We start from the raw sequence: 21,388 nt of genomic DNA on the forward strand, positions 1-21,388 counted from the left end.
GTACTGCAAGGCTACCGCACCCAAGTTTCGCGTTAGGGCGCACAAGCCTCAGATCAAGGGTTCGACCCTGAAAAACCCGGAAATAGACCCGATTTTCGCGATATAGGCGAAAGTTTGCGTATACAAATTCTCGTTTAGGTGGCATTCTGCCGATACATAACGCCGGAGACCCATTCGATGCGCGCCAGCTTTCTCGCCAGCCTGTTTTTCATTTTCGCCTTTGTCACCCAACCTGCCCTGGCCGACGATGCGTCGCACAAGGGCAAAGGGGCCGACCTGCCATTGCCCAGCACCCTGCCCCTGATCGACTATGAAAACGTGCTGTTTCCGTGGATCGCGAAGCGAGAATATGTGGGGCTGGGCTGGAAACGGGACAAAAGCTGGCGCGATACCGGGCCGTTTGTCTTCAACATGAGCTTCGGCATCCACCCGGCTGTGCGCATGTACTACTCCCCCGAGATCATGGCGTGGCTTGAAGCCGGACGGACCGGCGACATCGCTGACGGTGCCATCGTGGTCAAGGAAATGGTGAACCCGCCATCGGCCCGGTACAACGAATACCACGCCAGCCTTGTCGCCAAATACCCGAATGACCCCGAAAAGGTCGCCAAGGAGATGGCCCACTACGCCTACACCGAAGGCGCGCTGAACTGGACCGTCATGGTCAAGGACAGCGCCCTGTCCCATGGCGGCTGGTTCTTTGCTTCGGTCTATTTCGCGAATGCCGACGACATGAAGGCGCGCAAGCCCGTGATTGACACGTTCGAAGCCCCCTACAGCCCGCCATTGGGTGCAGGTGGCGACGGCATGTGCATGCGCTGCCATGCCTCCGCAGCCGAAGAGCTGATCTTTTCCGCGCTCGAAAACATCGAAGGGTATCCGGGCGAGCCGGTGATCTACCGCGTGGACGAAAGCTGGCGCGACCTACCCATGGCGCAGAAGCCCGCCTTTGGCGCGAGCCTTGAGGAGATGATCAAGTCCTATGTGAATGACCCGCACGACCCCGCAGCCATGCGCGCAGCCCACATCGCTGCGGCCAAAGCCTCTCCGGTCGAGCAGAACAAGGCGTTTACCGACATGTTCCCCGGCACCGGCGGCGTCGACATCACGCGCGCCAATCTGCAAACCCTGCCCAGCGAGTGGCTGGACCACGTGCCTGCGCGCCCCAACGACACCCAGCATTTCCTGACCTCGGACAATTGCGTGGGCTGCCACGGCGGCCTGGGGGGCGCACCCTCGGGCGTCAGCATGTTCATCAAGGACGGCCCGGCCTATGGCGACGGGTTCAACATCTCGGAATATGGCGAATGGCGCTGGTCGCCCATGGGACTGGCCGGGCGTGACCCGATTTTCTATGCGCAACTCGAATCCGAATTTGCCCTGCTGGAGGCCGCGGGCATCGATGATCTGTCGGAGAACCTGGGCACCACCTGCCTGTCCTGCCACGGCGCGATGGGCCAACGTCAGCTTGAGATCGACGCGCACGACAACCCGGACAGCGGCCTGGACGGCAACACGTTCAAGGTGGCCTACACCCTGCTGCACGATCCGCTCACCAAAGCCGAGAAAGAGAAGCAGATCGCCGAAGGCACCTATGACTACCACGAATACGGCAACCTCGCCCGCGAGGGGATCTCCTGCGCCGTCTGCCACCACATCGCGCCACCACAGCGGGCCGAAGGGCAGCCGGACTACAACACGCTCGACACCTATCTGATGAACGGCACGACCGGCGTATTCCGAACCAACCCCGCCAACGAGTTGATCGGACCGTTCCCGGATGTGCGCCAAAAACCGATGCAGAACGCCATGGGCATCACCCCCGTCCACGACGACTACATAACCGAAAGCGAGATGTGCGGCGCCTGCCACACCATCAACCTGCCGAACGTGGACTGGGCGACGGACAAGCCCTTGCCCGGCTTCTCGGCCAAGGAACAGGCGGTCTTGAACCAGGCGGCCCAGAACGCTGTCGACTTCCTCAAGGACGAGTTTGACGTGACCTATCGCGAGCCCCTCGTGAAGTTCCAGCACTCGATCGAACAGGCCACGTTCCTTGAATGGCAGAACAGCCAGTTCGCGGACGCAGGCACGGCCCAGTCCTGCCAGGACTGCCACATGAAAAGCAATTTCGAGACGCTGGATGGCAGGATTAAGATCGACAGCCTGACCACGCAGATCGCGACCATTCAGGACACGAACCTGCCCGAAGTGCCCAACGCCCTGCCCCATGAGGAATTAGATGTGCCCTTCCGCGACGACTACAAGCGGCACAATTTCGTGGGCCTCAACGCCTTCATGGTCGAGATGCTGTCGCAATTCGACGAAGAGATGGGCCTGGGCCCCAAAGACCCGATGACCTATGCCACCAACGGCGCGGCCCTGTCGCTGGAAACGATGGCCCTGCAGGCCCGTGATGAAACGGCAAATGTCGCCATCGAAAGCCTGACCGCTACGGGCGCCGTGCTCGAGGCCGTGGTCACCGTCGACAACAAGACAGGGCACCGCTTGCCTTCTGGCGTGGGCTTCCGCCGCGCGTTCCTCGAGGTGAAGGTGACGGATGCGAGCGGCAAACAGGTCTGGTGCTCCGGCTGCACCAATGGCGCGGGCGTCATCATCGGACCGGACGGCAAACCCCTGAAAACGGAGTTCCTGGATTTCGTGCCCGAGGGTGCAACCGAAGCGCTCTACCAACCCCACCATGACCTGATCGACAAGGAAACCCAGGTCCAGATCTACGAAGAGTTGACCCAAAACGCGGACAAGGAGTTCACCTCCAGCTTCGTGCACCGCGTCTATCACCCCAAGGACAACCGGCTGCTGCCGTGGGGCGCGGCAGAGCCCGGCACAGATGCGTTCAAGGCGCGGTTTGGGGACTCGGAAGTGACCGCCGCCTTCATGAAAGCAACGATGCCCGAAGGGCGCGCCGAACATGACGCGGGCGTCAAGGCGGGCAAGGACGAGTTGACCTACAAGATCACCCTGCCTTCCGGCGTAGACATCAGTGGCGGCACCATCTCGGCCACGCTCTACTCCCAGGCGATCCCGCCCTACTACCTCAAACAGCGCTTCGAAACGGCGCCCGATGGCCCGGCAACCCAGCGGCTCTACTACCTGGCCAGCCGTCTGAAGACGAAAGGTACGCTGATCGAAGACTGGAAACTGAAGATCCAGAGCGACAGCGCGCAGTTGCAGTAAAGGCAGCTAAAGCGGACACCGGCCAAATGGTTTTGGCTGGTGTCCCAGCAGGTCGTCGCATCCGTGCGCCGTGCGCGTTTGCAAAACCAATAGTATTGCCGCAACGTCTGTAGCGGCTTCCATCCGTTGTACACGCAATTGCTGGAAAAAGTGGCGGAGACGAAGGGATCATTACAAAAACCCCAATACACTGTTATTATTATTTATTTTTTCTTATCCAAGACGATATACCACAAATAATACCTCGCCTTGACCAATCAGCCTTTCGCTTTGACTGCCTCATCACGCATAAATTCCAACATTGGGCGGAAGCGCTCAAAGGCGGCTGCAGGAAGGTCTGCCGATACTTTCTTTGCAAATGCTACCTTGTCGCCCACAAACTGAATGACCTCACCTCCACCCATCACTTCCTTTGTCTTGAAGTGTTCGCCCAGATTGTCTGGATCGCAGAAAAGCAGCTCGATCGGGACGCAGGCACTACCGTCATTAAAGGGATCGCCATCAGCGTTAAGCGCTTGCTTGCGGATGGCGGCGTGGTCCGGGACAGGCAACAAGAACGCGCAGTGAGACTTGTGCTTCAGTCGCTTGCCGAGTCCACGGAGAGGATCTTCTTCAACCATCTCGGACTTTTTCAAGCCATCCCAGTCGTTAAATGCCTCGTCAAAGTCGAAGAGAGCAAACATGCTTCGGCCTTTGTAGCTCTTGCGAAGCTCCTCCCTTGAAAAGAGATTTCGCAAGAAAATCCGATCGAACGCACCCTGCACAACCAAACCTAAGTCTTGGTTTGGGAACAGCTTTTCAATTGCAGCATCCAGGATGATCTTATCACTTAAGCCTTCTGTGAAGAGCACCGCATCCGTTGTGTTCTCTAAAATCTCGTAGATGCTGAGTTTTGCCTCCTTCTCCGAAAAGGTGATCAATCCTGCTGACAGCGACTTCACAATGGTCGCTTTGTCTCTAGAAACAACGTCTACGCCCTTTTCGCCGAATTGGAACATTCTGATTGCAGGTTCTTGAGACCTAGCAATCGTAGAAGCGCTATGGCTGCTCAACAAAACATGATTGGTCTTTGCTGCATCGGTTCCGGTGATGTCCACTACCTGCTTAAGGAAGCCAAATTGCCACTCAGGATGCAAAAACGAGTCTGGCTCATCCAAAAGCGTTATGCAGTTGCGGTCTTTGAACAGCTCCGAAATCGCGAAGATATACACCGACTGGAATTGACCATCGCTGAAATCACCAACCTTTGCGACATCGCCGTTCATCAGGCGCAGAGGCACAGACAGCCCCGCGAACATGTCGATAGCTTTGAGCTGATCAAAGCTACGGAATAGCTCAGATGCGGAAACACCATCGAAGGTTTTCTGGAACCGGGTAAGATCGATCGGGATCGTATATTGATCGGTTTCGCGGTCGTAGATCGACCCAAAGGTGAAGCCGCCCTCGATGCAATCTGTCAGACGGTCAAGGAAGGTTCGAACTGCGCCCCCCGCTCCCCATAGAAAGGTCTCAGCAACTGCGACATCAACTTGCACCCTTGATGCGAATGACGGCCGCTTGAGCTTAAGTTCGAAGGCCTGCTTAGGTACCACGTCGATTTGCAACTTCTCACACAGATACTGCCGGGCGACGCAATCCTCTTCCTGCATTAGCAAGACCGATAGCAATAGCTCCTTGTAATCAGACCTGATGCCAATGAATTTGCGCGCCGCGTCGGCCTGCCAGCTTCTACTCTGATCAGCGAAGCGCCTTTCGTAGCGGGAGACTGTCTGGTTGATCGTCGGGTTGTGGCCGGAATAATAGACCAGGACGTTGTCTGGCACCGGAGCTTGTCCAACAGTCTTCTGCTCGCGGCCGTTGACGGTGAACAGCTCTTCTTGGAACAGGATAGTGGTGTCCTTACCATCGATCTCGTAGATCACCTCGTAACTGAACGGTATGTCGTCTTGCTCGTTCCGGCTGTCGAAGATGTGGCGGAAGATTTCCACCAAAGCTTCGAAGAAATTGGACTTACCCGTCCCGTTCTTGCCGACGAAAATGTCGAGGAAGCTATCACCGTCGAAGGTTAGCGTGAGGTCGCGGATGTTCTTGTAATTGCTGATCCAAACAGATTTTAAACGCATGTTTTCTCAATGAAATTTAGTTGCAAGGGCATCTGCTAAATTGGTCGATAATCGGTTTTGGGCAGAAAGCCTTTGTTTTAAAAAATCGCAAAGCTCTTCCAGAGCCCGGACTTTCGCGACAATGAAGTCCTGCTCCGGTCTAGGTGGCAGCGGAAATGGAAGTGGATCGATGTCTTGATGATTGATCTGCGGAACACTTGTGCCGGTGTTGAGCCGTGCAAGATCGATACCTTTGAGCCAGATCATCACGTAATCGATAGAAATGTCGGCGGGTACGGTTAAAGCCATTATGTTAAGGTCAGCGAAGATTTCGCTTCGAACAAATCGCTTCTTGTTCGTCGCTATAGCACCACCTCGCTTGGGAAACACAATGCTGTTGGCGGGGATCAGCTTCTTCTTTTGCTTGATGTCTGGGTCAATAAAACGTGACGAAGTTCGTATCTCCGATTGATTTTCAGGCAGATTCATATCTGCAACTTTGATGTACGCGTACTCGCCACTATCCATTTCTTCCTTCGCAGGGAATGACGTCCCGCTACTTACCTGAAACAGCTCGCAAACCCGAAGCCAAACCCAACCATCTGGAATGCCGAATGGGACGTCTTCTTCCGAAAGCAGCGGCAAAGGCTTGCGGATTTTTCTAATGGCGGTGCTCGGCACGGCATCGTTCGTATGGTTTGAACCATCTGTAGAGCTGGCTGCGGCACAACTCCCCATCATTCCCCTTACAGCAAGTGACCACACACAATCGCGCAAAGCCTCAACGCTCTCTTCAGTCGTGAAGAGCGTGTCGAAGTGGGCTTCGATGCGGGTCCAGTTCTGGGTGAGCTCTTCGGGGGATTGGCTGTTGGTGAGGGTAGCGAGGCAGGTTTCGACGAGCGTTTGGTGCGCCTTGAGACTGTCCTCGGCCTGCCGCTCCAACGCATCACACAGCGCCATCAGCTCATCCACTTTGGCCACGATGCGGTGTTGTTCCTCGGTTGGGGGGAGCGGCACCAGGCCAGAGAAGAACTGTTTGTCGTTGATGGCCGGATAGGCGATGCCGGTCTGACACCCTTCCACATAGGATATAAAGGCCGGTGAGCGGAAATAGCGATACAGGTAAGAGGCCGAAACTCCGTCGAATGGATGCACGATAGCGAAGGCGGTGCTCGCAATCGGCTCAGGTTCAAAAGTCTCTGTGATAACCGCAATATTGAGCAGATATGGGCGAACTGTGGAATAGATTACGGTTCCATTCCGAACCAATTTGCGCGCTCTCGATGGCGCTTTGCTCGCCTCAAGGACTGTTGGCTCAGAAACTAGGCCCAGCTCTTTGTTGATTGAACCGACATCGATGTATGTGAACTGGCTGTCCGGAACCTTCTGCCCCCAGTCGTGGCCAAGCTGAGACACGCGACACCACGCCCAACCACGCGGAAGCTCGAAAGGAAGTTCTGATGCAGCGATCTTGGCAACGGGTTTGGGCTTCTTGATGAGGCTCTTGGCATACATCTGGGTCTGTTGAAAATGCAGCTGGTCAAGCAATCCATCGGCAGGAAGATCGGTATCATCCTGCGGGACCAGTTTGCCGCGCACTGCCAGCTCCAGGATTAACTCCCGAAGCTTCTTGATCCCATGGAGGCTGACACTGCCTCCATTGCCTCGTCCTGCACTGGATTTCTTTTCGGTCGCCGCTGTCCAGATAGACAGATGGTCGGTGATGAGCTGGTTCACATCTGTCATGAACGGCTACCGTTCAACGCATCAGACAGGATCGACTTCAACTGATCGCGCAGCTTTTGAATGTCGTTCTGCGCAGCCCGATAATCGATCAACAGATCATCGGGGTTCAGGTCTTTCTTCGCTTCTTCAAAAGGATTCTTGTCGTCAAAGTTGAAACCACGCTGTTCAAAGTACTCAACACTCCGCCTCCAGGCCTGTTTGGTTTCCTTCCGCGCTTTGAAACCATCTGCCTCATCCCCCCACCAGTCGATCTCGGGCTGGAACTCCGCAAACTGCATGGGCTTGGATTTGTTGTAGTTCTTCACGCCCTCCGGATAAGGGTGCTCATAGAACCAGACATCGTTGGTCGGCTCACCCTTGGTGAAGAACAGGATGTTGGTCTTGATGCCCGTGTAGGGGTTGAAGACACCGTTGGGCAGGCGGACGATGGTGTGGAGGTTGCACTCATACAGAAGCATTTCTTTCAGTCGCGTCTTGGTCCCTTCGCCGAAAAGGAAACCATCGGGTAGGACAACGGCGGCGCGGCCGTGTTTCTTGAGCAGCTTGATGATGACCGCGATGAACAGGTCGGCCGTCTCTCGTGTGCGCAGGCCGGACGGGAAGTTTTGTTCGATCCCGTCTTCCTCAATCCCACCGAACGGCGGGTTGCTAATGATGCAGTGAACGCGATCTTTGTCGCTGTAGTCGCGGTAGGGTTTGGCCAATGTGTTGTCGAGGCGGATGCTGGACGGCGTATCGATCCCGTGCAGGATCATGTTGGTCATGCAGAGCATGTAGGGCAGCGGCTTCTTTTCGACGCCTCGGATGGTTTTGGCGAGTCTCTGACGTTCTTTGCTCGTCTTGGCGTAGTGGTCTTTCTTGTGGTCAATCGTGCAGGTCAGGAAGCCGCCGGTCCCACAGGCAGGGTCAAAGACGACCTCATCCAGTTTTGGATCAACACGGTTCACGATGAAGCGCGTAACCGCGCGAGGCGTGTAAAACTCACCCGCGTTGCCGGCGCTTTGCAGATCGCGCAGGATTTGCTCATAGATGCCGCCGAAAGTGTGCCAGTCTTCGCGGTTATTGAAGTCGATCTCGTTGATCTTGTTGATGACCTGGCGAAGAAGTGTGCCCGATTTCATGTAGTTATAGGCGTTTTCGAACACTCGCTGGATGATCAGCGCCTGATCTCTCTGCGGGCCTTGAACCTTCACCGGTGCCTTAAGCTTGGGGAACAGCGTGTCCTGTACGAAATCGAAGAGCCCTTCGCCGGTCAGTCCTTCGCGCTTTCCCGCCCAGTTGCGCCAACGTAGGTGATCTGGAAGCGCCGAGACAAAATCGTCGTCGATCAGTTCGAGTTCCTGCTCACGATCGTCGAGGATCTTCAAGAAGAACATCCAAACCATCTGACCGATACGCTGCGCATCACCATCGACACCCACGTCTTTGCGCATGATGTCTTGGATTGCTTTAATGATGCTTGTGAGATCGCCCATTAGCCGTCCGCCTGCTTGTAAATTTGTTGTTCAAGCTCTCTAACGGCTTGTTCGTATTGTTCTTTCCCGCCGAAAACATCGCGGATGATTTCGACCGGGGTTCCAATTTCATCGAAGGGATCAAGGCGCAAGACGCGCGCGTCTTCGATCGTGCGCACGCCTTCATCTGCATACTTGTCCAGGAGCGCGGACAGGACTTTCCGAGCCTCGTCGCCGTACTTTGTGAAGTAGTTGCGCTTTTTGACGTTGTTGGCGCGCTCCGCGCGTGTAAGGGGCGGCTGGTCATACGCAATGTGACAGAGGAGATCGAAGTCGCCGAAGTCCTTGCCTACTTCTTCGGCTAGGTTTTCGAGCAGGATACCATGCTCTTCCAGCTCCTGGATGATCGCAGCCTTCTTATCGGCATCGTTCCACTTCCGGATAAAATCATCCAACGAAGCAAACTCGGTCAAAATCTGCTTTCGAGCGAAGTCTTTGTAAGACTCGGTGATAAGTGCGCCATCCGGACCGATGAAACTGACCCGCTCTGCGATGATCTGGACCTCAACGCCGCTGACAACCAGCTTGGTCGAGCCCGGTATTTCTGGATCATTTTCGCCCTCGTCTTCGGGGTCTTCTGGTGGATCGGGCGGCTCAGGCGGATCGTCGTCTTCGGGTTCGTAGATCACAACGGCATCACCATCGAAGTCTGGATCATTGAAGAGCTCTGTCGCCTTCTTGAAATCCATGATCGTGAAGTACCATTTGCCATGCTCTTCATCTACACGCGTTCCGCGACCGATGATCTGCTTGAACGTGGTCATGGACGTGATTGTTTTGTCGAGAACAATCAACTTACAGGTCTTTGCATCCACTCCGGTTGTCAGCATCTCAGACGTAGTTGCGATCACTGGGAACTTGCTTTCCGGGTCGATGAAATTGTCGAGGTCCGCCTTGCCATCTTCTTTTGTATCCCCGGTGATCCGACGCACGTATTGCGGATTGTCGATAGCTAGCTGGCCAGCAGCATTGACGATTGCTTTTCTCATGCGTTCCGCATGGTCGATGTCTTCGCAGAATATGATGGTCTTGCTGAAAGGATCGGTGGCGTTGAGCAGCTGCATTACACGAGCCGCAACCAACTTGGTGCGTTGATTGAGGACCAGGATACGATCCATGTCCTTTTGGTTGTACTGGCGTTCCTCAAGTGGATTACCAAGGTCATCGATGGTGCCCGGAGGCGGTGTCCACCCTTCGACGTCTTTGTCGATATCGATCTTCACGACCTTATACGGGGCTAGGAATCCGTCCTCGATGCCCTGCTTCAAACTGTAGGTATAAACCGGCTCGCCAAAATATGTGCTGCTTGAGACGTCCTTTGTCTCTTTTGGTGTCGCGGTAAGGCCAATCTGTATCGCGCCATCGAAATAGGCCAAAATCTCCCGCCACTCAGAATTCTCAGATGCGCTCCCACGGTGACACTCATCGACGACGATCAGATCAAAGAAGTCAGGCGACACTGTTTTGAAAGTCTTGTCGATTTCATCACGGCCCGTAAGCGACTGGTAAAGTCCCAAGTGGATTTCGTACGATGGATCGATCTTGCGATTTCCGATCTTGGTCATGACCGAGCCGAACGGTTTGAAATCGTTGACTAGGGTCTGATCGACCAAGATGTTCCGGTCTGCAAGGAACAGAATTCGCTTCGCGGCCCCGGCCTTCCACAGGCGCCAGATGATCTGAAAAGTGGTGTAGGTCTTCCCTGTTCCCGTTGCCATCACTAGTAGGACACGCTTTTCGCCCTTTGCGATCGCTTCGATCGTTCGGTTGATAGCTTCTGCCTGATAGTATCGCGGCTCCTTACCGGAGCCGTCATCGTGGTACGGTTCCATCAGCAATTGCTGCTCATCGTCCTCAATGCCGCGATAGGATCGGTATCGATCCCAGAGTGTTTGAGGGTCAGGGAATGCATCCAGTTCAAGCGATGTTTCGATATCTTCTCCGTGCTTTGGATGCTTGTTGTGTTGTTCGAAGCCATCCCCATTTGAGCTGAATGCCGTGGGGATTTTCATGATATCCGCGTACCCGAGGGCCTGCTGCATCCCCTGGCCAACCGAGTGATTGTTGTCCTTTGCTTCCAAAACAGCCACTGGTAACGAAGGCTCCCAGGACAAAACATAGTCAGCGAATTTTTTCTTCTTCTTGTTTCGTGATGACAGTGTGCCGCGCACAATTATTGGCCCAGGTGTAAGAGTGACCTCTCGCCGGATTTGCGTGAACGGATCCCAACCAGCCTGTTTAAGCGATGGCGTTATATATAGATCGCAAATGTCTGACTCGCTCAGCTTCTTTTTTTCCTCTGGCGACAAAGACATCGTATAAATCGGCTCCTAGCAGACAGCATCAGCGTGTTGATGCGATCAATTGCTTACCACTGCACTATACAATTATACGCAAAAGCGTATATTGCATAGAGGGAACTTCGATGCGGAGACACAGCCATAGATATTCGGATTTCAAACCCGCAAGACCTTGGCATTGCACTGGGCCGAGCTCGGAAGGCTGCCTCACTGACCCAAGCCGAAGTCGCCGGAAAAGCGGACGTAAGACAGGCAACAGTTTCCAAGGTCGAAAGTGGTGACCAAGGCGTGCGTCTGGAAACAGTCCTGTCGCTTATCGAAGCAAATGATCTCGAACTGATCGTAAGGTCGAAGACAAGCCGCTAGCTATTTGACCTGAATAGGTCGGCTACGTCGATTTCCAGTGCATCAGCGATCCGAACGACGGTCTTCAGGCCGGGGTTCCTCTCACCCCGCTCGATTCCACCAATGTAGGTCCGGTCAAGGTCAACAGCATGGGCAAAGCTTTCCTGTGAGTAACCTCGCTGTTTGCGAGCTGCCCGGAGGTTCTCGCCAAAATCCCGCACTGTAAATCGGTTCGACATCCTCCCTAGGGGCAAGAAAGATGTTTTATCGTCTACGGACTTATCGTATCATTTTGTGATGGAAGGCAGCATTCGGGGTGTTTCTGGTGTTTGACCACTTTCAAAACGGCAAGATTGAGAAAACATCCCGACAGTTCATAGAACTTCGGGATCTTGCACGCACACGTCTGTGCGCCATCAAGCAGTTTCCCGGGACCAACGTATTTGCGAGATTGAAGCGTCAAGTCGCTCTATCGAAACTCAATGCCATGTTGTCTTTCTATGGTTGGGCTATCAAACGCGACGGAACCATGGTCGAAGTCCGTGTGCGTGGCGAACCGGTAGACCTTAACCTGCTAGAAAATGACAGCTTGCGGTATGGCAGCATTGAGGACGTGAACGAATGGGCACGTCGATATTATGCAGCAACTGGTGTTCTGAGAGACCCGAGAGATGGCCGGGAGCTTGCCGCCGTATGTCAGGTTGATGAACTCAACGGCCTGGCGGAGCATGAGGCGCTCGCGGTCGCTGTTGAGCTCCAAATCGGTTGGATACTGAAGGAACGCGTGCAGGAAGTCTTTCTTCGCCGCCTTGCTTTTTCGCGCGCCAGTGATGTGAGCCTGAAGCGAGTCCCAGATCGAGAAGTTGCTGTCCTCTGGCTTTGCGTGAATGAAACGCTCAAGCCTCATGATCCGATCATTGCGGGTCCGCCTGGTTCGAGTCTCCGCAACGGGGTCAGGTGCCTCAAACGCAGCGTAAGGCGAATACACCAAAGGCGGCACATCGCGTATCCAAAAGGTCTGAGCGCGCATAAGCTCGTTCAACTTCAGTTCCGACCTTGTGTGCCAGGCTGATCTCAGCAACTTCTCGCGACACCCCGGGTTGTTCCGCTGCCCAGTCGCGGAACGTAGAGCGGAACCCATGCACGGTGATGCCCTCAACTTTCATTCGTCGTAGAAGCATGAGCATTGCCATGTTGCTCATAGGTTTGTGACGCTTCTGACCTTCGAAAACGACTTCTGATCTTAGAGCTTTGAGCGGCTCGATGATCGCCAACATCTCCGCTGTCAGCGGGACGCGATGCTCCACGTCCGCCTTCATTCGTTCAGCCAGAACGGTCCATAGCTTCTCTTCGAAATCAAACTCTTCCCAGCGTGCGTGCAGAACCTCACTGGTAAGGCTCGCTGTCAGACACGTGAACATCAGTGCCTTCGCTGCCATGGCGTCTTTGGTCGCCAGGTTGGCGTAGAACTCTGGAACGTCTTTCCAGTGCATTGCCTTGTGGTGCTGCACCTTCTGTTTGACCTGTGGCAGCACACGGGCGTCGCGGATTGTTGTCACGGGGTTCTCGCCGTCTCGGAAGCCCTTTGACTTTGCCACGTCCAGCACGGCTTTGATCCGCTGAGCGAGGCGTTTGGCTGTTTCGTGTTTCTCTGTCCAGACCGGGAGCAGGACTTGCAGCACCTCCGGCTGACCGACCTCCGATACAGGCAAGCGCCCGATCTTGGGGAAAGCATACTCGGACAGCGTGTTAATCCATTGCTGGCCGTGCTTGGGGTTCTTCCATGTCGGCAGGCGCTCGATGTGGACCTGACGCGCGATCTCTTCGAAGCAAGGGATTTCCTGACGTCCGTTGTAGCGTGGATTGATGCCCTGCTTTGCGAGGCGGCGATACTCCAAGGCTCGGTCTCGCGCTTCGTTGAGAGTCACGACATCCGCACCGCCCAGGCCGAAGTCCGTCCGCAGCGGCTTGCCTTCGCGGTTGCGTTGGCCCTTAACTGTTACGCGAACGATCCAGCGACGCGCACCAGATGGATCGACCACAAGGTACAACCCACTCCCGTCGCCATGGCGACCGGGGCCGAGGGTTCGCACCAGATTCTTCGTCAGCTTTCCGCTCAGAGCAGCCATAAAATACCACGTTTTCTACCACGCAATGAATAGAAACGAGTCTAATCGAAGAAAACTCAATGGCAACAATGAATGCGGATAAACCAACAAAAACAGCCCCATAAGGGTCCTAACAGCATCGAATGTAACTGCATAAAAGTGGTGGGTGGCGGAGACGAAGGGATTCGAACCCTCGAGACGGTTTCCCGCCTACTCCCTTAGCAGGGGAGCGCCTTCGACCACTCGGCCACGTCTCCGCTGACCGCTCTAACGAAGTGGACACAGACGTGCAAGACGGGAATGTCATCACAGCGAAAACAGGTCTTACCGCTGTCGCAATGATGACCTGAACATGCGTCGGTCCGCGCCGCAGCGCGACCGCGCAGCGCATGATCTGGCGCCACTCAGGTGTTGAACAGGAAATGCATCACATCACCATCCTTGACGACGTACCCCTTTCCCTCGGCGCGCATCTTGCCGGCATCCTTGGCCGCCTGCTCGCCACCCAACGTGACAAAATCGTCATAGGCGATGGTCTCGGCCCGGATGAACCCTTTTTCAAAGTCCCCGTGGATCACACCTGCGGCCTTGGGCGCAGACGTGCCCGTCTTGATCGTCCAGGCGCGCGCCTCTTTCGGGCCGACGGTAAAGTATGTCTCAAGATGCAGCAGCTCATAGCCCGCGCGGATCAACCGGTCGAGGCCCGCTTCCGACAGCCCCATCTCCTCAAGGAACATCTGGGCTTCATCGTCCTCAAGCTGGCTGATCTCTTCCTCGATCTGGGCCGAAATCACGACGTGGCTGTTGCCCTGCGCCGCGGCCATCTCGGCCACCTTGGCCGAATGCGCGTTGCCCTCGGCGGCTTCGGCCTCACCCACATTGCAGACGTACAGAACAGGCTTGGTCGTCAAAAGCTGCAGCATCGCCCAGGCCTTGGCGTCCTCGTCATCAATCTCGACCACGCGGGCAGGCTGACCGTCTTCCAGCGCAGCCAACGCCAGCTTCATCAGCCGCTCCTGCTGCACCGCTTCCTTGTCGCCCCCACGCACCTTACGCACGATGTTTTGCAGACGCTTTTCAAGGCTTTCGATGTCGGCCAGCATCAACTCGGTCTCGATCGTCTCGGCATCGGCGACGGGGTCCACACGACCTTCGACGTGGGTCACGTCGCCATCCTCGAAACAGCGCAGCACATGGGCGATGGCGTCGACCTCGCGAATGTTGGCCAGAAACTGGTTGCCCAGCCCCTCCCCCTTGGACGCGCCTTTGACCAGCCCCGCGATGTCGACAAAGGTCATCCGGGTCGGGATGATCTGCTTGGACGCCGCAATCGCCGCCAGCTTGTCCAGCCGCGCATCAGGCACGGCGACCTCGCCCACATTGGGTTCAATCGTACAAAACGGAAAGTTTGCAGCCTGCGCGGCAGCGGTCTTGGTCAACGCATTGAACAGGGTCGACTTGCCGACATTTGGCAGGCCCACGATACCCATCTTGAAACCCATCGGAACGATCCTTCTGTGCGGTTGCGCCGCTTCTAGCAGGACGGCCAACAGGTGCAAGGCGGTGACAGGTGGGCGAAAAAGTGAACGGCCGCAGCGTGAAAGGGTTTGAAGTGAAAGCCGCAGGTAGCGCAGTGTGCGCGAATTGGCACCCATACGGTGCAGACAAGTAAGTTACGACGCAGGATCAATACCATGGCCCGCATTTTTATTGCGATATTCGTTTTCCTCTTTGGCGCTGCAGGCGCAATGGCCCAGGAATGGACCCTGGGCCTCGGCACCACCGATTTCGGGGACCAGGGTCAGGACAGCGCAGCAATCGACCTCGAATACCGCCACACACCCTTTGTGCAAAAACGCATCCTGTCGGTGGCCTGGGGCGCAAATGTCAGCCTGACGGGCGAAGGCGACGCCTTTATCGGCGGCGGGATCTGGTCGCGCTGGCAGTGGCAAAGCGGCTGGTTCATCGACAACAGCATCATGCCCGGCTTTTTCGAGGAAGGGACAGCCGGCAATGACCTTGGCTCGTCCTTCGAAATACGGTCCCTATTGGGCGTCGGCTATCAGTTCGACAACGGCCACGCGATCTCGGCCTCCATCTCGCACAAATCGAACGCGAGCCTGGCCGACGACAACCCCGGCATGAACGTTTACAACATCAGGTACCATTTCCGCTTCTGACGGCGCTTGCCTTTCCCGCACCGCTTTGGCAGGGACAGCGGAACGCTTAAGGGAGAGCAGGATGACAACCCGGATCGACGCCAAATTCGCCGCCCTCAAGGCCGAAGGCCGCAAGGCTTTCGTGTCTTACATCATGGCAGGCGACCCGGACTACGACACGTCCCTTGAGATCGTAAAGGGTCTGCCGGGCGCTGGCGTGGACGTGATCGAACTGGGCCTGCCCTTCACCGACCCCATGGCCGACGGGCCCACCATCCAGCTCGCAGGCCAACGGGCGCTTGAGGCAGGCATGACCCTTGACCGCACGCTCGATCTGGCGCGTGCGTTCCGCGAAACGGACAACACGACCCCCATCGTGCTGATGGGCTACTACAACCCGATCTATTCGCGCGGCGTGGACACGTTTCTGGCCCAGGCCAAAGAGGCCGGGATCGACGGGCTGATCGTCGTCGACCTGCCCCCCGAAGAAGACAGCGAATTGTGCATCCCGGCCCAAGCCGCGGGCCTCAACTTCATCCGGCTCGCCACGCCGACCACGGATGACAAGCGCCTGCCCCGCGTGCTGCAAAACACCTCCGGCTTTGTCTACTACGTCTCTATCACAGGGATCACAGGCGCGGCCGAGGCGGAGGCAGGCGATGTCGGCCCCGAGGTCGCGCGCATCAAGTCCGCCACCGATCTGCCCATCATCGTAGGCTTCGGCGTCAACACGCCCGAAAAGTCGCGCGCCATTGCCTCCGTTGCCGACGGCGCCGTGGTCGGCTCCGCCATCGTCAGCAAGATCGGCGCAGGCGACAGCGTCGACAGCGTTCTGGAATTCGTGAAAAGCCTGGCCGACGGCGCACACGCGGCATAGCCAGCAAGTCTATGCCGAAATCGCTCCCTCTATACGGGAAACGTATGTAATTATTGAATTTTCGTCTGAATGCGGCAATGTTCGGTCCACGACCGAAGACCTAAATACCTTGATTCAGACCACCGCCTCCCCATCCGATATTTCGGAAACACTGCTCGCACAGACGGGCGACGCCCTCCTGTCCGGCGCGTTCGAGACATTCGCAGCGTGCTTCAGCCTCCCCTACACTGTCGAGACGGTGAACGGCCAAAACGTTATCAGATCGCGCGACAGCCTGAGGACGACATTCGATGCCGTGCACGGGCATCTCATGAAACAGCAAGTGACGATGATGGCACGCCATTGCGTGTCCGCCAGCTTCCGGTCCCCGGACGAAGTGGCCGCAACCCACGAAACACGCCTCATCAGCCGCGATATTCTGGTTCAGGAACCCTACCCGGCCTTTTCGCTGATCAAGCGCCAGCCGGACGGGTCATGGAAGGTCCACTTCACATCATATGTGATTGTCGATTCCACCGACCTGAACAACGCCCTGCAAACCTAGGCGCGGGGTATCCCGCCCTTCGCTTCCACATGCGCGATGGCCGCGTCCACAGCCTCTGCAATCGACATCTCCGAGGTGTCCAGCAACAGCGCCCCATCCGCCGGGCGCATCGGCGCCGCCTCACGCTGACTATCGCGCGCATCACGGGCCCGCACATCCGCCAGCACCTCGGCCAGCGTGCGGTCATCACCCTTCTCCCGCAGCTCTTTCCAGCGTCGCTCCGCACGCACTTCAGCGCTCGCCGTCACAAACAACTGCGCTTCGGCATCGGGATAAATGACTGTGCAAATGTCGCGCCCATCCAGCACCGCACCGCCGGACCGCCGGGCAAAGCCGCGCTGAAAGTCCAAAAGCGCTGCCCGCACGTCCGCAATCACCGCCACCCGGCTCGCGGCCTGCGCCACCTCTGCGGTGCGCAACCGCCCGTCTTCCAGCGCACTGGGGTCCAGCGCCCGCGCCGCCGCCACCGGATCGGCCCCGTCCAGCGTTAACGCCCCAACGGCACGGTACAAAAGCCCGGTATCCAGATGCGCAAACCCGAAATGCGCTGCAACAGCACGCGCGATGGTGCCCTTGCCCGCCGCCGCAGGCCCGTCAATGGCAACAGTAAACACCAGCGCCGACATCACCCGCCGCGCTGAATGTCGGCGCCCAGCCCCCCCATCAGCGCCTCGAAAATCGGGAAGGAGGTCGCAATCGGCCCGCCATCATCCACGCTCATCGGCTTCTGCGTCGCCATCCCCATAACAAGGAACGACATCGCAATCCGGTGATCCAGATGGCTCGCGCAGGTCACGCCGCCCGGCACATTCCCATGGCCAAGGCCCGTGACAGTCCACCAATCCGGCCCATCCTCGACCGTCACACCCGCCGCGCGCAAACCAACGGCCATAGCGTCAATCCGGTCACTTTCCTTGACGCGCAATTCCTTGACCCCCGGCATATGGGTCTCGCCGCTGGCAAAAGACGCCACAACCGACAGCACAGGGTATTCATCAATCATGCTCGCCGCACGCTCGGCCGGCACCTCGATCCCCTTCAGATCGGGGGAAAACCGCGCGCGCAGGTCAGCCACAGGCTCCCCACCTTCCTCGCGCTCATTCTCGTACACCAGATCGGCCCCCATCTCGCGCAGCGTGGTGAACAGCCCCGCCCGCGTCGGGTTCAACCCGATATTGGGCACCAGGACATCCGACCCGGGCACGATCAGCGCCGCACACACCGGAAACGCGGCCGAGGACGGATCGCGCGGCACATCAATATGCTGCGGCTTAAGTTCCGGCTGCCCTTTGAGCGTGATGACACGCCCCTCCTCCGTCACCTCAGTCGAAATCTCGGCGCCAAACCCCGCCAGCATCCGCTCCGTATGATCGCGTGTCGCCTCTTCCTCGATGACAACAGTCTCACCCGGCGCATTCAGCCCGGCCAGCAGGACGGCAGACTTCACCTGCGCCGACGGCACCGGCACGGTGTAGCGCACCGGCACCGGATCAGCAGCCCCCACCAATGTCATCGGCAACCGCCCCCCGGCCCGGCCCACCGCCTGACAGCCAAACAGCGCCAGCGGGTCCGTCACCCGCGCCATGGGCCGCCCGTTCAGGCTCGCATCGCCAGTAAACGTCACCGAAATGGGCGAGGTCGCCATCGCGCCCATGATCAAACGCACACCCGTGCCGGAGTTGCCGCAATCAATCACCTGATCAGGCTCCGCAAACCCACCAACGCCAACACCATGCACCGACCAGGACCCACCACCATGGTTGATCACCTCAGCGCCAAAAGCCTGCATGGCCTTCCCGGTGTCCAGCACATCCTGCCCTTCCAGCAACCCGGTGATGGTGGTCTCCCCCACCGCCATGGCCCCCAGAATGAGCGAGCGATGCGAAATCGACTTGTCACCCGGCACCTCCGCCACACCGCTCAGCGGCCCACAGGCGGAGGACGTCATTGGGATAGGATCACCGTGGCTGGACATGTTTGCGCTCGCATCAATTCAATCGGCGCAGACCTACCCCGCCCGTCTGACCTCGTCCAGACCGCCTACATGTTTCTTCTGACCGAAAATACCACGGGGGAGCGCGGCACGCGCGGGGGCAGAGCCCCCAAAATCCCTATCCAACCCGCTGAAACGTCAGATAATGCGGCACCCGCCCCTCGCGCAGCGCCTTCTGCTCATAGCGCGTGCTGATCCAGTCCCCCCAAGGCTCCCGCCAATCGGTCGGACGCTCGGCCAACCACTCAAAGCCCGCCTGCGGCACCTCTTCCAGCGTCTGACGCACATAATCGGGAATGTCGGTCGCCACGCGAAAGATCGCCCCGGGCTGCATCACACGCGCCAAAGGCTCCAGATGTTCCTGCGTGACAAAGCGGCGGCGATGGTGCCGCGCCTTGGGCCACGGATCGGGGTAGAGCAGAAAGGCCCGCGCAATCGACGCCTCGGGCAGCACATCCATCAGATCCCGCGCATCGCCGGGATGCACGGCCAGATTCTCCACCCCAGCCCGCCGAATTTTTCCCAGAAGCATCGCGACACCGTTGATATAAGGCTCCGCCCCAATGATCCCGACATCTGGGTTCTGGGCAGCCTGATGCACCAGATGCTCACCGCCGCCAAAGCCAACCTCAAGCCACACAGGCTTGCCCCCGAACAGCGCATCCAGATCCAGCGGATCGCGCGCAGGATTGTCCTCCCACGACACGGGTCCCGGCGACAGCGCCTCCAGATCTTCATCCAGATAGCGTTTCTGACTGTCCTTCAGGGTCTTGCCCTTGAGACGTCCATAGAAGTTGCGATGGGGGCGTTCGGTCATGGCGCGCCGTGTAGCGCGGCGCGCTGACAGGGGCAATGGGGACGGACCCGTAAGGCACAGGTGTCCTGCGCCCTGCCGCGCTCAATCCCGCGCCGCGTCCAGATATTCACGCAACTCGGTCAGCACAGGCCGTATCTCAACCAGCCGGGCAATATCGAAATCCTCGGCGAGCTTCGCAAACTCCGGGCCAAGGGCCGCAATGGTGCCCGCACGCACCTCGCGCCCCTTGTCCGTCAGCCACACGCGCTTTGACCGGCCATCGTCCGGGTTCGGACGCATCTCGACCAGCCCATGCTGCTCCAACCCTTTCAGCGTATGGGTCATCGTCGTCTTGGGCACCTGAAAGGCGCGCGCAATCTCCATCGGCGTGCGCCCATCGCCCACGCGGGTCAGATGGTTCAGCACACCAAAATGGGGCGCAATCAGCCCATGAGGCAGCCGCGCCTCCAGGATGGCGCGGCTCAACTGTTCGATGATGCCGATCTCGTTGAATACTTCGAAAAAGACCGACGGGTCGCTGTCATCCATGCACGATCTTGCTTTCCAATCCCCAGCGCGGGCTCTGCGGCACCGCTGTGCCATATCCCAATCGGCCCAACATTTGCACGGTTTGCCCGCCGGGCGCCAGCATCGCATGCGCCTCATCATAAAGGCCGGCCATTTCCGGGAATTCCTGCAAGGGCTGGCTCATGGGCTGCATCCCCAGCCCGGCCGCGGTGGTGGCAAGGTTCAGGCGCAGCCAATCCCGCCCCGCGATGATCTGATCGGCGCGGCTGTTGCCGTCGGTCGTCAGCCAGACATAGGCCATGCCGGTCATCGCCGTCGCCGTCACCATCTCCAACCCCTGCTTGTACGACATGCCGCCCGGGTCCATCGCCGCCGCGCGGCTGAACAGGCCGGTCAGGCGCAACGCTTCGAATTGCGGCCCGGAAAAGTCGATCCCGTCGGGGTTCGCATCCACTTCGCGATGCCCGATCCGGAACAGATCAACACTTTCCTTGTAGGTGCGCGGCGTTTCGAATTCGATCTCGAACGCGCGGGCGGTCAGCAGGCGCAAGGTGGTAACGCGGTCCGGATCATTGGTCGCCGCGACACCCGAACCATGTATGACTGGGGCAACGATGCGCTCCAACGCCTCCTGCGATACGGGCTGCGCGGTGTCATATGGCTCTTTCAAAGACCGCCGGTCCATCACGTGATCAAACAGCGGCGAAGGCGCCGCCGCCCCCGGCGTGAACCGCGCCACGGCCACGCGGCGACTGTCCAGCGCGGCGGCATCCTCCCCATCGGGAAAGACATCCAGTTCCACCCCAATCCCCTCCTCTGCGGCGGCCAGCACCATCAACTCCAGAAAACAGCCCAGCCCCACGACAATCTGACGGCTGAACGGATCCGTGTGTGGCAGCAACCGGTCGGTATCGACGCGCAAGGTCACCTCACCGTCGGTGCGCAAGTCCACCTGCCACGGCTGACGGTTGTGCGGGTTGGGCGCGAGGATGGCATAGGACAACGCCCGCATGCGCGGTTCGGCATAAGTGCCAGCGGCTTCCCAGGGCTTCAGCGCCGTCCGTGGCATGCGGGTGACAGCATATGCGCCAGCACCAGACGCAGCCAGAATTGAACCGCCCCCAAGCAGAGCGAGGGTTTTGCGACGAGTGAAAGGCATCGGATGCTCCATTTGTACG

General features: G+C 57.9%; 17 protein-coding genes and 1 tRNA gene. 4 read left to right on the plus strand and 14 right to left on the minus strand.

Features of this window, described 5'->3' with window-relative positions:
• Positions 1 to 177: 177 nt before the first annotated feature.
• Entirely contained in the window at positions 178 to 3,198 is a 3,021-nt protein-coding gene (locus RA29_RS02890) for a hypothetical protein (RefSeq protein ID WP_052249436.1), read from the plus strand.
• A gap of 257 nt (positions 3,199 to 3,455) precedes the next feature.
• Here RA29_RS02890 and RA29_RS02895 read toward each other — a convergent pair whose 3' ends face one another.
• From RA29_RS02895 to ychF, 9 genes are all read right to left on the minus strand, one after another.
• The gene (locus RA29_RS02895; protein ID WP_039682775.1) at positions 3,456 to 5,321 is read right to left on the minus strand and encodes an AAA family ATPase; all 1,866 of its coding nucleotides are present in this window, start codon (positions 5,319 to 5,321) and stop codon (positions 3,456 to 3,458) included.
• 6 nt (positions 5,322 to 5,327) lie between these two features.
• Complete coding sequence (locus RA29_RS02900; RefSeq protein WP_039682777.1) at positions 5,328 to 7,046, minus strand: restriction endonuclease subunit S; 1,719 nt, start codon at positions 7,044 to 7,046, stop codon at positions 5,328 to 5,330.
• Positions 7,043 to 8,521, minus strand: a complete 1,479-nt coding sequence (locus RA29_RS02905) for a class I SAM-dependent DNA methyltransferase (RefSeq protein ID WP_039682779.1) — start codon at positions 8,519 to 8,521, stop codon at positions 7,043 to 7,045. The genes RA29_RS02900 and RA29_RS02905 overlap by 4 nt, the downstream gene beginning before the upstream one ends.
• Positions 8,521 to 10,731 carry a DEAD/DEAH box helicase family protein gene (locus RA29_RS02910; protein ID WP_241462538.1) on the minus strand — a complete coding sequence of 737 codons (2,211 nt, stop codon included), beginning with the start codon at positions 10,729 to 10,731 and terminating at the stop codon, positions 8,521 to 8,523. Before RA29_RS02910 ends, RA29_RS02905 begins: the two co-directional genes overlap by 1 nt.
• A 491-nt stretch (positions 10,732 to 11,222) precedes the next feature.
• Complete coding sequence (locus tag RA29_RS02920; RefSeq protein WP_039682783.1) at positions 11,223 to 11,444, minus strand: helix-turn-helix transcriptional regulator; 222 nt, start codon at positions 11,442 to 11,444, stop codon at positions 11,223 to 11,225.
• Positions 11,445 to 11,779: 335 nt separating this feature from the next.
• Positions 11,780 to 12,112: a hypothetical protein gene (locus RA29_RS02925; RefSeq protein WP_039682785.1), complete on the minus strand. Its 333-nt coding sequence runs from the start codon at positions 12,110 to 12,112 to the stop codon at positions 11,780 to 11,782.
• A 55-nt stretch (positions 12,113 to 12,167) separates the two neighbouring features.
• Positions 12,168 to 13,334 (minus strand): site-specific integrase, encoded by a 1,167-nt coding sequence (locus tag RA29_RS02930; RefSeq protein ID WP_039682787.1) that lies wholly within the window; start codon positions 13,332 to 13,334, stop codon positions 12,168 to 12,170.
• 146 nt (positions 13,335 to 13,480) lie between these two features.
• Positions 13,481 to 13,570 (minus strand) — tRNA-Ser (locus RA29_RS02935).
• 147 nt (positions 13,571 to 13,717) lie between these two features.
• The gene (gene ychF / locus RA29_RS02940; protein WP_039683864.1) at positions 13,718 to 14,815 is read right to left on the minus strand and encodes a redox-regulated ATPase YchF; all 1,098 of its coding nucleotides are present in this window, start codon (positions 14,813 to 14,815) and stop codon (positions 13,718 to 13,720) included.
• A 192-nt stretch (positions 14,816 to 15,007) separates the two neighbouring features.
• On the opposite strand from ychF, the gene RA29_RS02945 reads away from it, so the two are divergent.
• From RA29_RS02945 to RA29_RS02955, 3 genes are all read left to right on the plus strand, one after another.
• On the plus strand, positions 15,008 to 15,493 hold the full coding sequence (locus tag RA29_RS02945; RefSeq protein WP_039682789.1) for an acyloxyacyl hydrolase: 486 nt from the start codon (positions 15,008 to 15,010) through the stop codon (positions 15,491 to 15,493).
• 61 nt (positions 15,494 to 15,554) lie between these two features.
• Complete coding sequence (trpA, locus tag RA29_RS02950) at positions 15,555 to 16,349, plus strand: tryptophan synthase subunit alpha (RefSeq protein ID WP_039682791.1); 795 nt, start codon at positions 15,555 to 15,557, stop codon at positions 16,347 to 16,349.
• A gap of 109 nt (positions 16,350 to 16,458) precedes the next feature.
• Positions 16,459 to 16,893 (plus strand): hypothetical protein, encoded by a 435-nt coding sequence (locus RA29_RS02955; RefSeq protein ID WP_039682792.1) that lies wholly within the window; start codon positions 16,459 to 16,461, stop codon positions 16,891 to 16,893.
• On the opposite strand, the gene RA29_RS02960 is transcribed toward RA29_RS02955, so the two are convergent.
• The 5 genes from RA29_RS02960 to RA29_RS02980 form a co-directional block, all read right to left on the minus strand.
• The gene (locus RA29_RS02960) at positions 16,890 to 17,510 is read right to left on the minus strand and encodes a d(CMP) kinase (RefSeq protein WP_039683866.1); all 621 of its coding nucleotides are present in this window, start codon (positions 17,508 to 17,510) and stop codon (positions 16,890 to 16,892) included. The genes RA29_RS02955 and RA29_RS02960 overlap by 4 nt on opposite strands.
• Before the next feature lie 8 nt (positions 17,511 to 17,518).
• A complete protein-coding gene (aroA, locus tag RA29_RS02965; RefSeq protein WP_052249437.1) occupies positions 17,519 to 18,868 on the minus strand; it encodes a 3-phosphoshikimate 1-carboxyvinyltransferase in 1,350 nt (449 codons plus the stop codon).
• Between the two features lie 136 nt (positions 18,869 to 19,004).
• Positions 19,005 to 19,703: a tRNA (guanosine(46)-N7)-methyltransferase TrmB gene (trmB, locus tag RA29_RS02970; protein WP_082029410.1), complete on the minus strand. Its 699-nt coding sequence runs from the start codon at positions 19,701 to 19,703 to the stop codon at positions 19,005 to 19,007.
• 81 nt (positions 19,704 to 19,784) lie between these two features.
• Complete coding sequence (locus RA29_RS02975; RefSeq protein ID WP_039682798.1) at positions 19,785 to 20,231, minus strand: MarR family transcriptional regulator; 447 nt, start codon at positions 20,229 to 20,231, stop codon at positions 19,785 to 19,787.
• Positions 20,224 to 21,369 carry a twin-arginine translocation pathway signal protein gene (locus tag RA29_RS02980; RefSeq protein WP_039683868.1) on the minus strand — a complete coding sequence of 382 codons (1,146 nt, stop codon included), beginning with the start codon at positions 21,367 to 21,369 and terminating at the stop codon, positions 20,224 to 20,226. Before RA29_RS02980 ends, RA29_RS02975 begins: the two co-directional genes overlap by 8 nt.
• Between the last annotated feature and the right edge of the window lie 19 nt (positions 21,370 to 21,388).

The organism is Tateyamaria sp. ANG-S1 (assembly GCF_000814025.1).
GTDB lineage: Bacteria > Pseudomonadota > Alphaproteobacteria > Rhodobacterales > Rhodobacteraceae > Tateyamaria.

Bases quoted from the DNA above. Each gene is read 5' to 3' on its own strand.
- RA29_RS02980 (WP_039683868.1), bottom strand. From the start codon at position 21,369: ATGCCTTTCACTCGTCGCAAAACCCTCGCTCTGCTTGGGGGCGGTTCA.
- RA29_RS02975 (WP_039682798.1), bottom strand. From the start codon at position 20,231: ATGGATGACAGCGACCCGTCGGTCTTTTTCGAAGTATTCAACGAGATC.
- RA29_RS02895 (WP_039682775.1), bottom strand. From the start codon at position 5,321: ATGCGTTTAAAATCTGTTTGGATCAGCAATTACAAGAACATCCGCGAC.
- RA29_RS02925 (WP_039682785.1), bottom strand. From the start codon at position 12,112: ATGAGGCTTGAGCGTTTCATTCACGCAAAGCCAGAGGACAGCAACTTC.
- ychF (WP_039683864.1), bottom strand. From the start codon at position 14,815: ATGGGTTTCAAGATGGGTATCGTGGGCCTGCCAAATGTCGGCAAGTCG.
- aroA (WP_052249437.1), bottom strand. From the start codon at position 18,868: ATGTCCAGCCACGGTGATCCTATCCCAATGACGTCCTCCGCCTGTGGG.
- RA29_RS02945 (WP_039682789.1), top strand. From the start codon at position 15,008: ATGGCCCGCATTTTTATTGCGATATTCGTTTTCCTCTTTGGCGCTGCA.
- trpA (WP_039682791.1), top strand. From the start codon at position 15,555: ATGACAACCCGGATCGACGCCAAATTCGCCGCCCTCAAGGCCGAAGGC.
- RA29_RS02905 (WP_039682779.1), bottom strand. From the start codon at position 8,521: ATGGGCGATCTCACAAGCATCATTAAAGCAATCCAAGACATCATGCGC.
- trmB (WP_082029410.1), bottom strand. From the start codon at position 19,703: ATGACCGAACGCCCCCATCGCAACTTCTATGGACGTCTCAAGGGCAAG.
- RA29_RS02920 (WP_039682783.1), bottom strand. From the start codon at position 11,444: ATGTCGAACCGATTTACAGTGCGGGATTTTGGCGAGAACCTCCGGGCA.
- RA29_RS02890 (WP_052249436.1), top strand. From the start codon at position 178: ATGCGCGCCAGCTTTCTCGCCAGCCTGTTTTTCATTTTCGCCTTTGTC.
- RA29_RS02900 (WP_039682777.1), bottom strand. From the start codon at position 7,046: ATGACAGATGTGAACCAGCTCATCACCGACCATCTGTCTATCTGGACA.
- RA29_RS02930 (WP_039682787.1), bottom strand. From the start codon at position 13,334: ATGGCTGCTCTGAGCGGAAAGCTGACGAAGAATCTGGTGCGAACCCTC.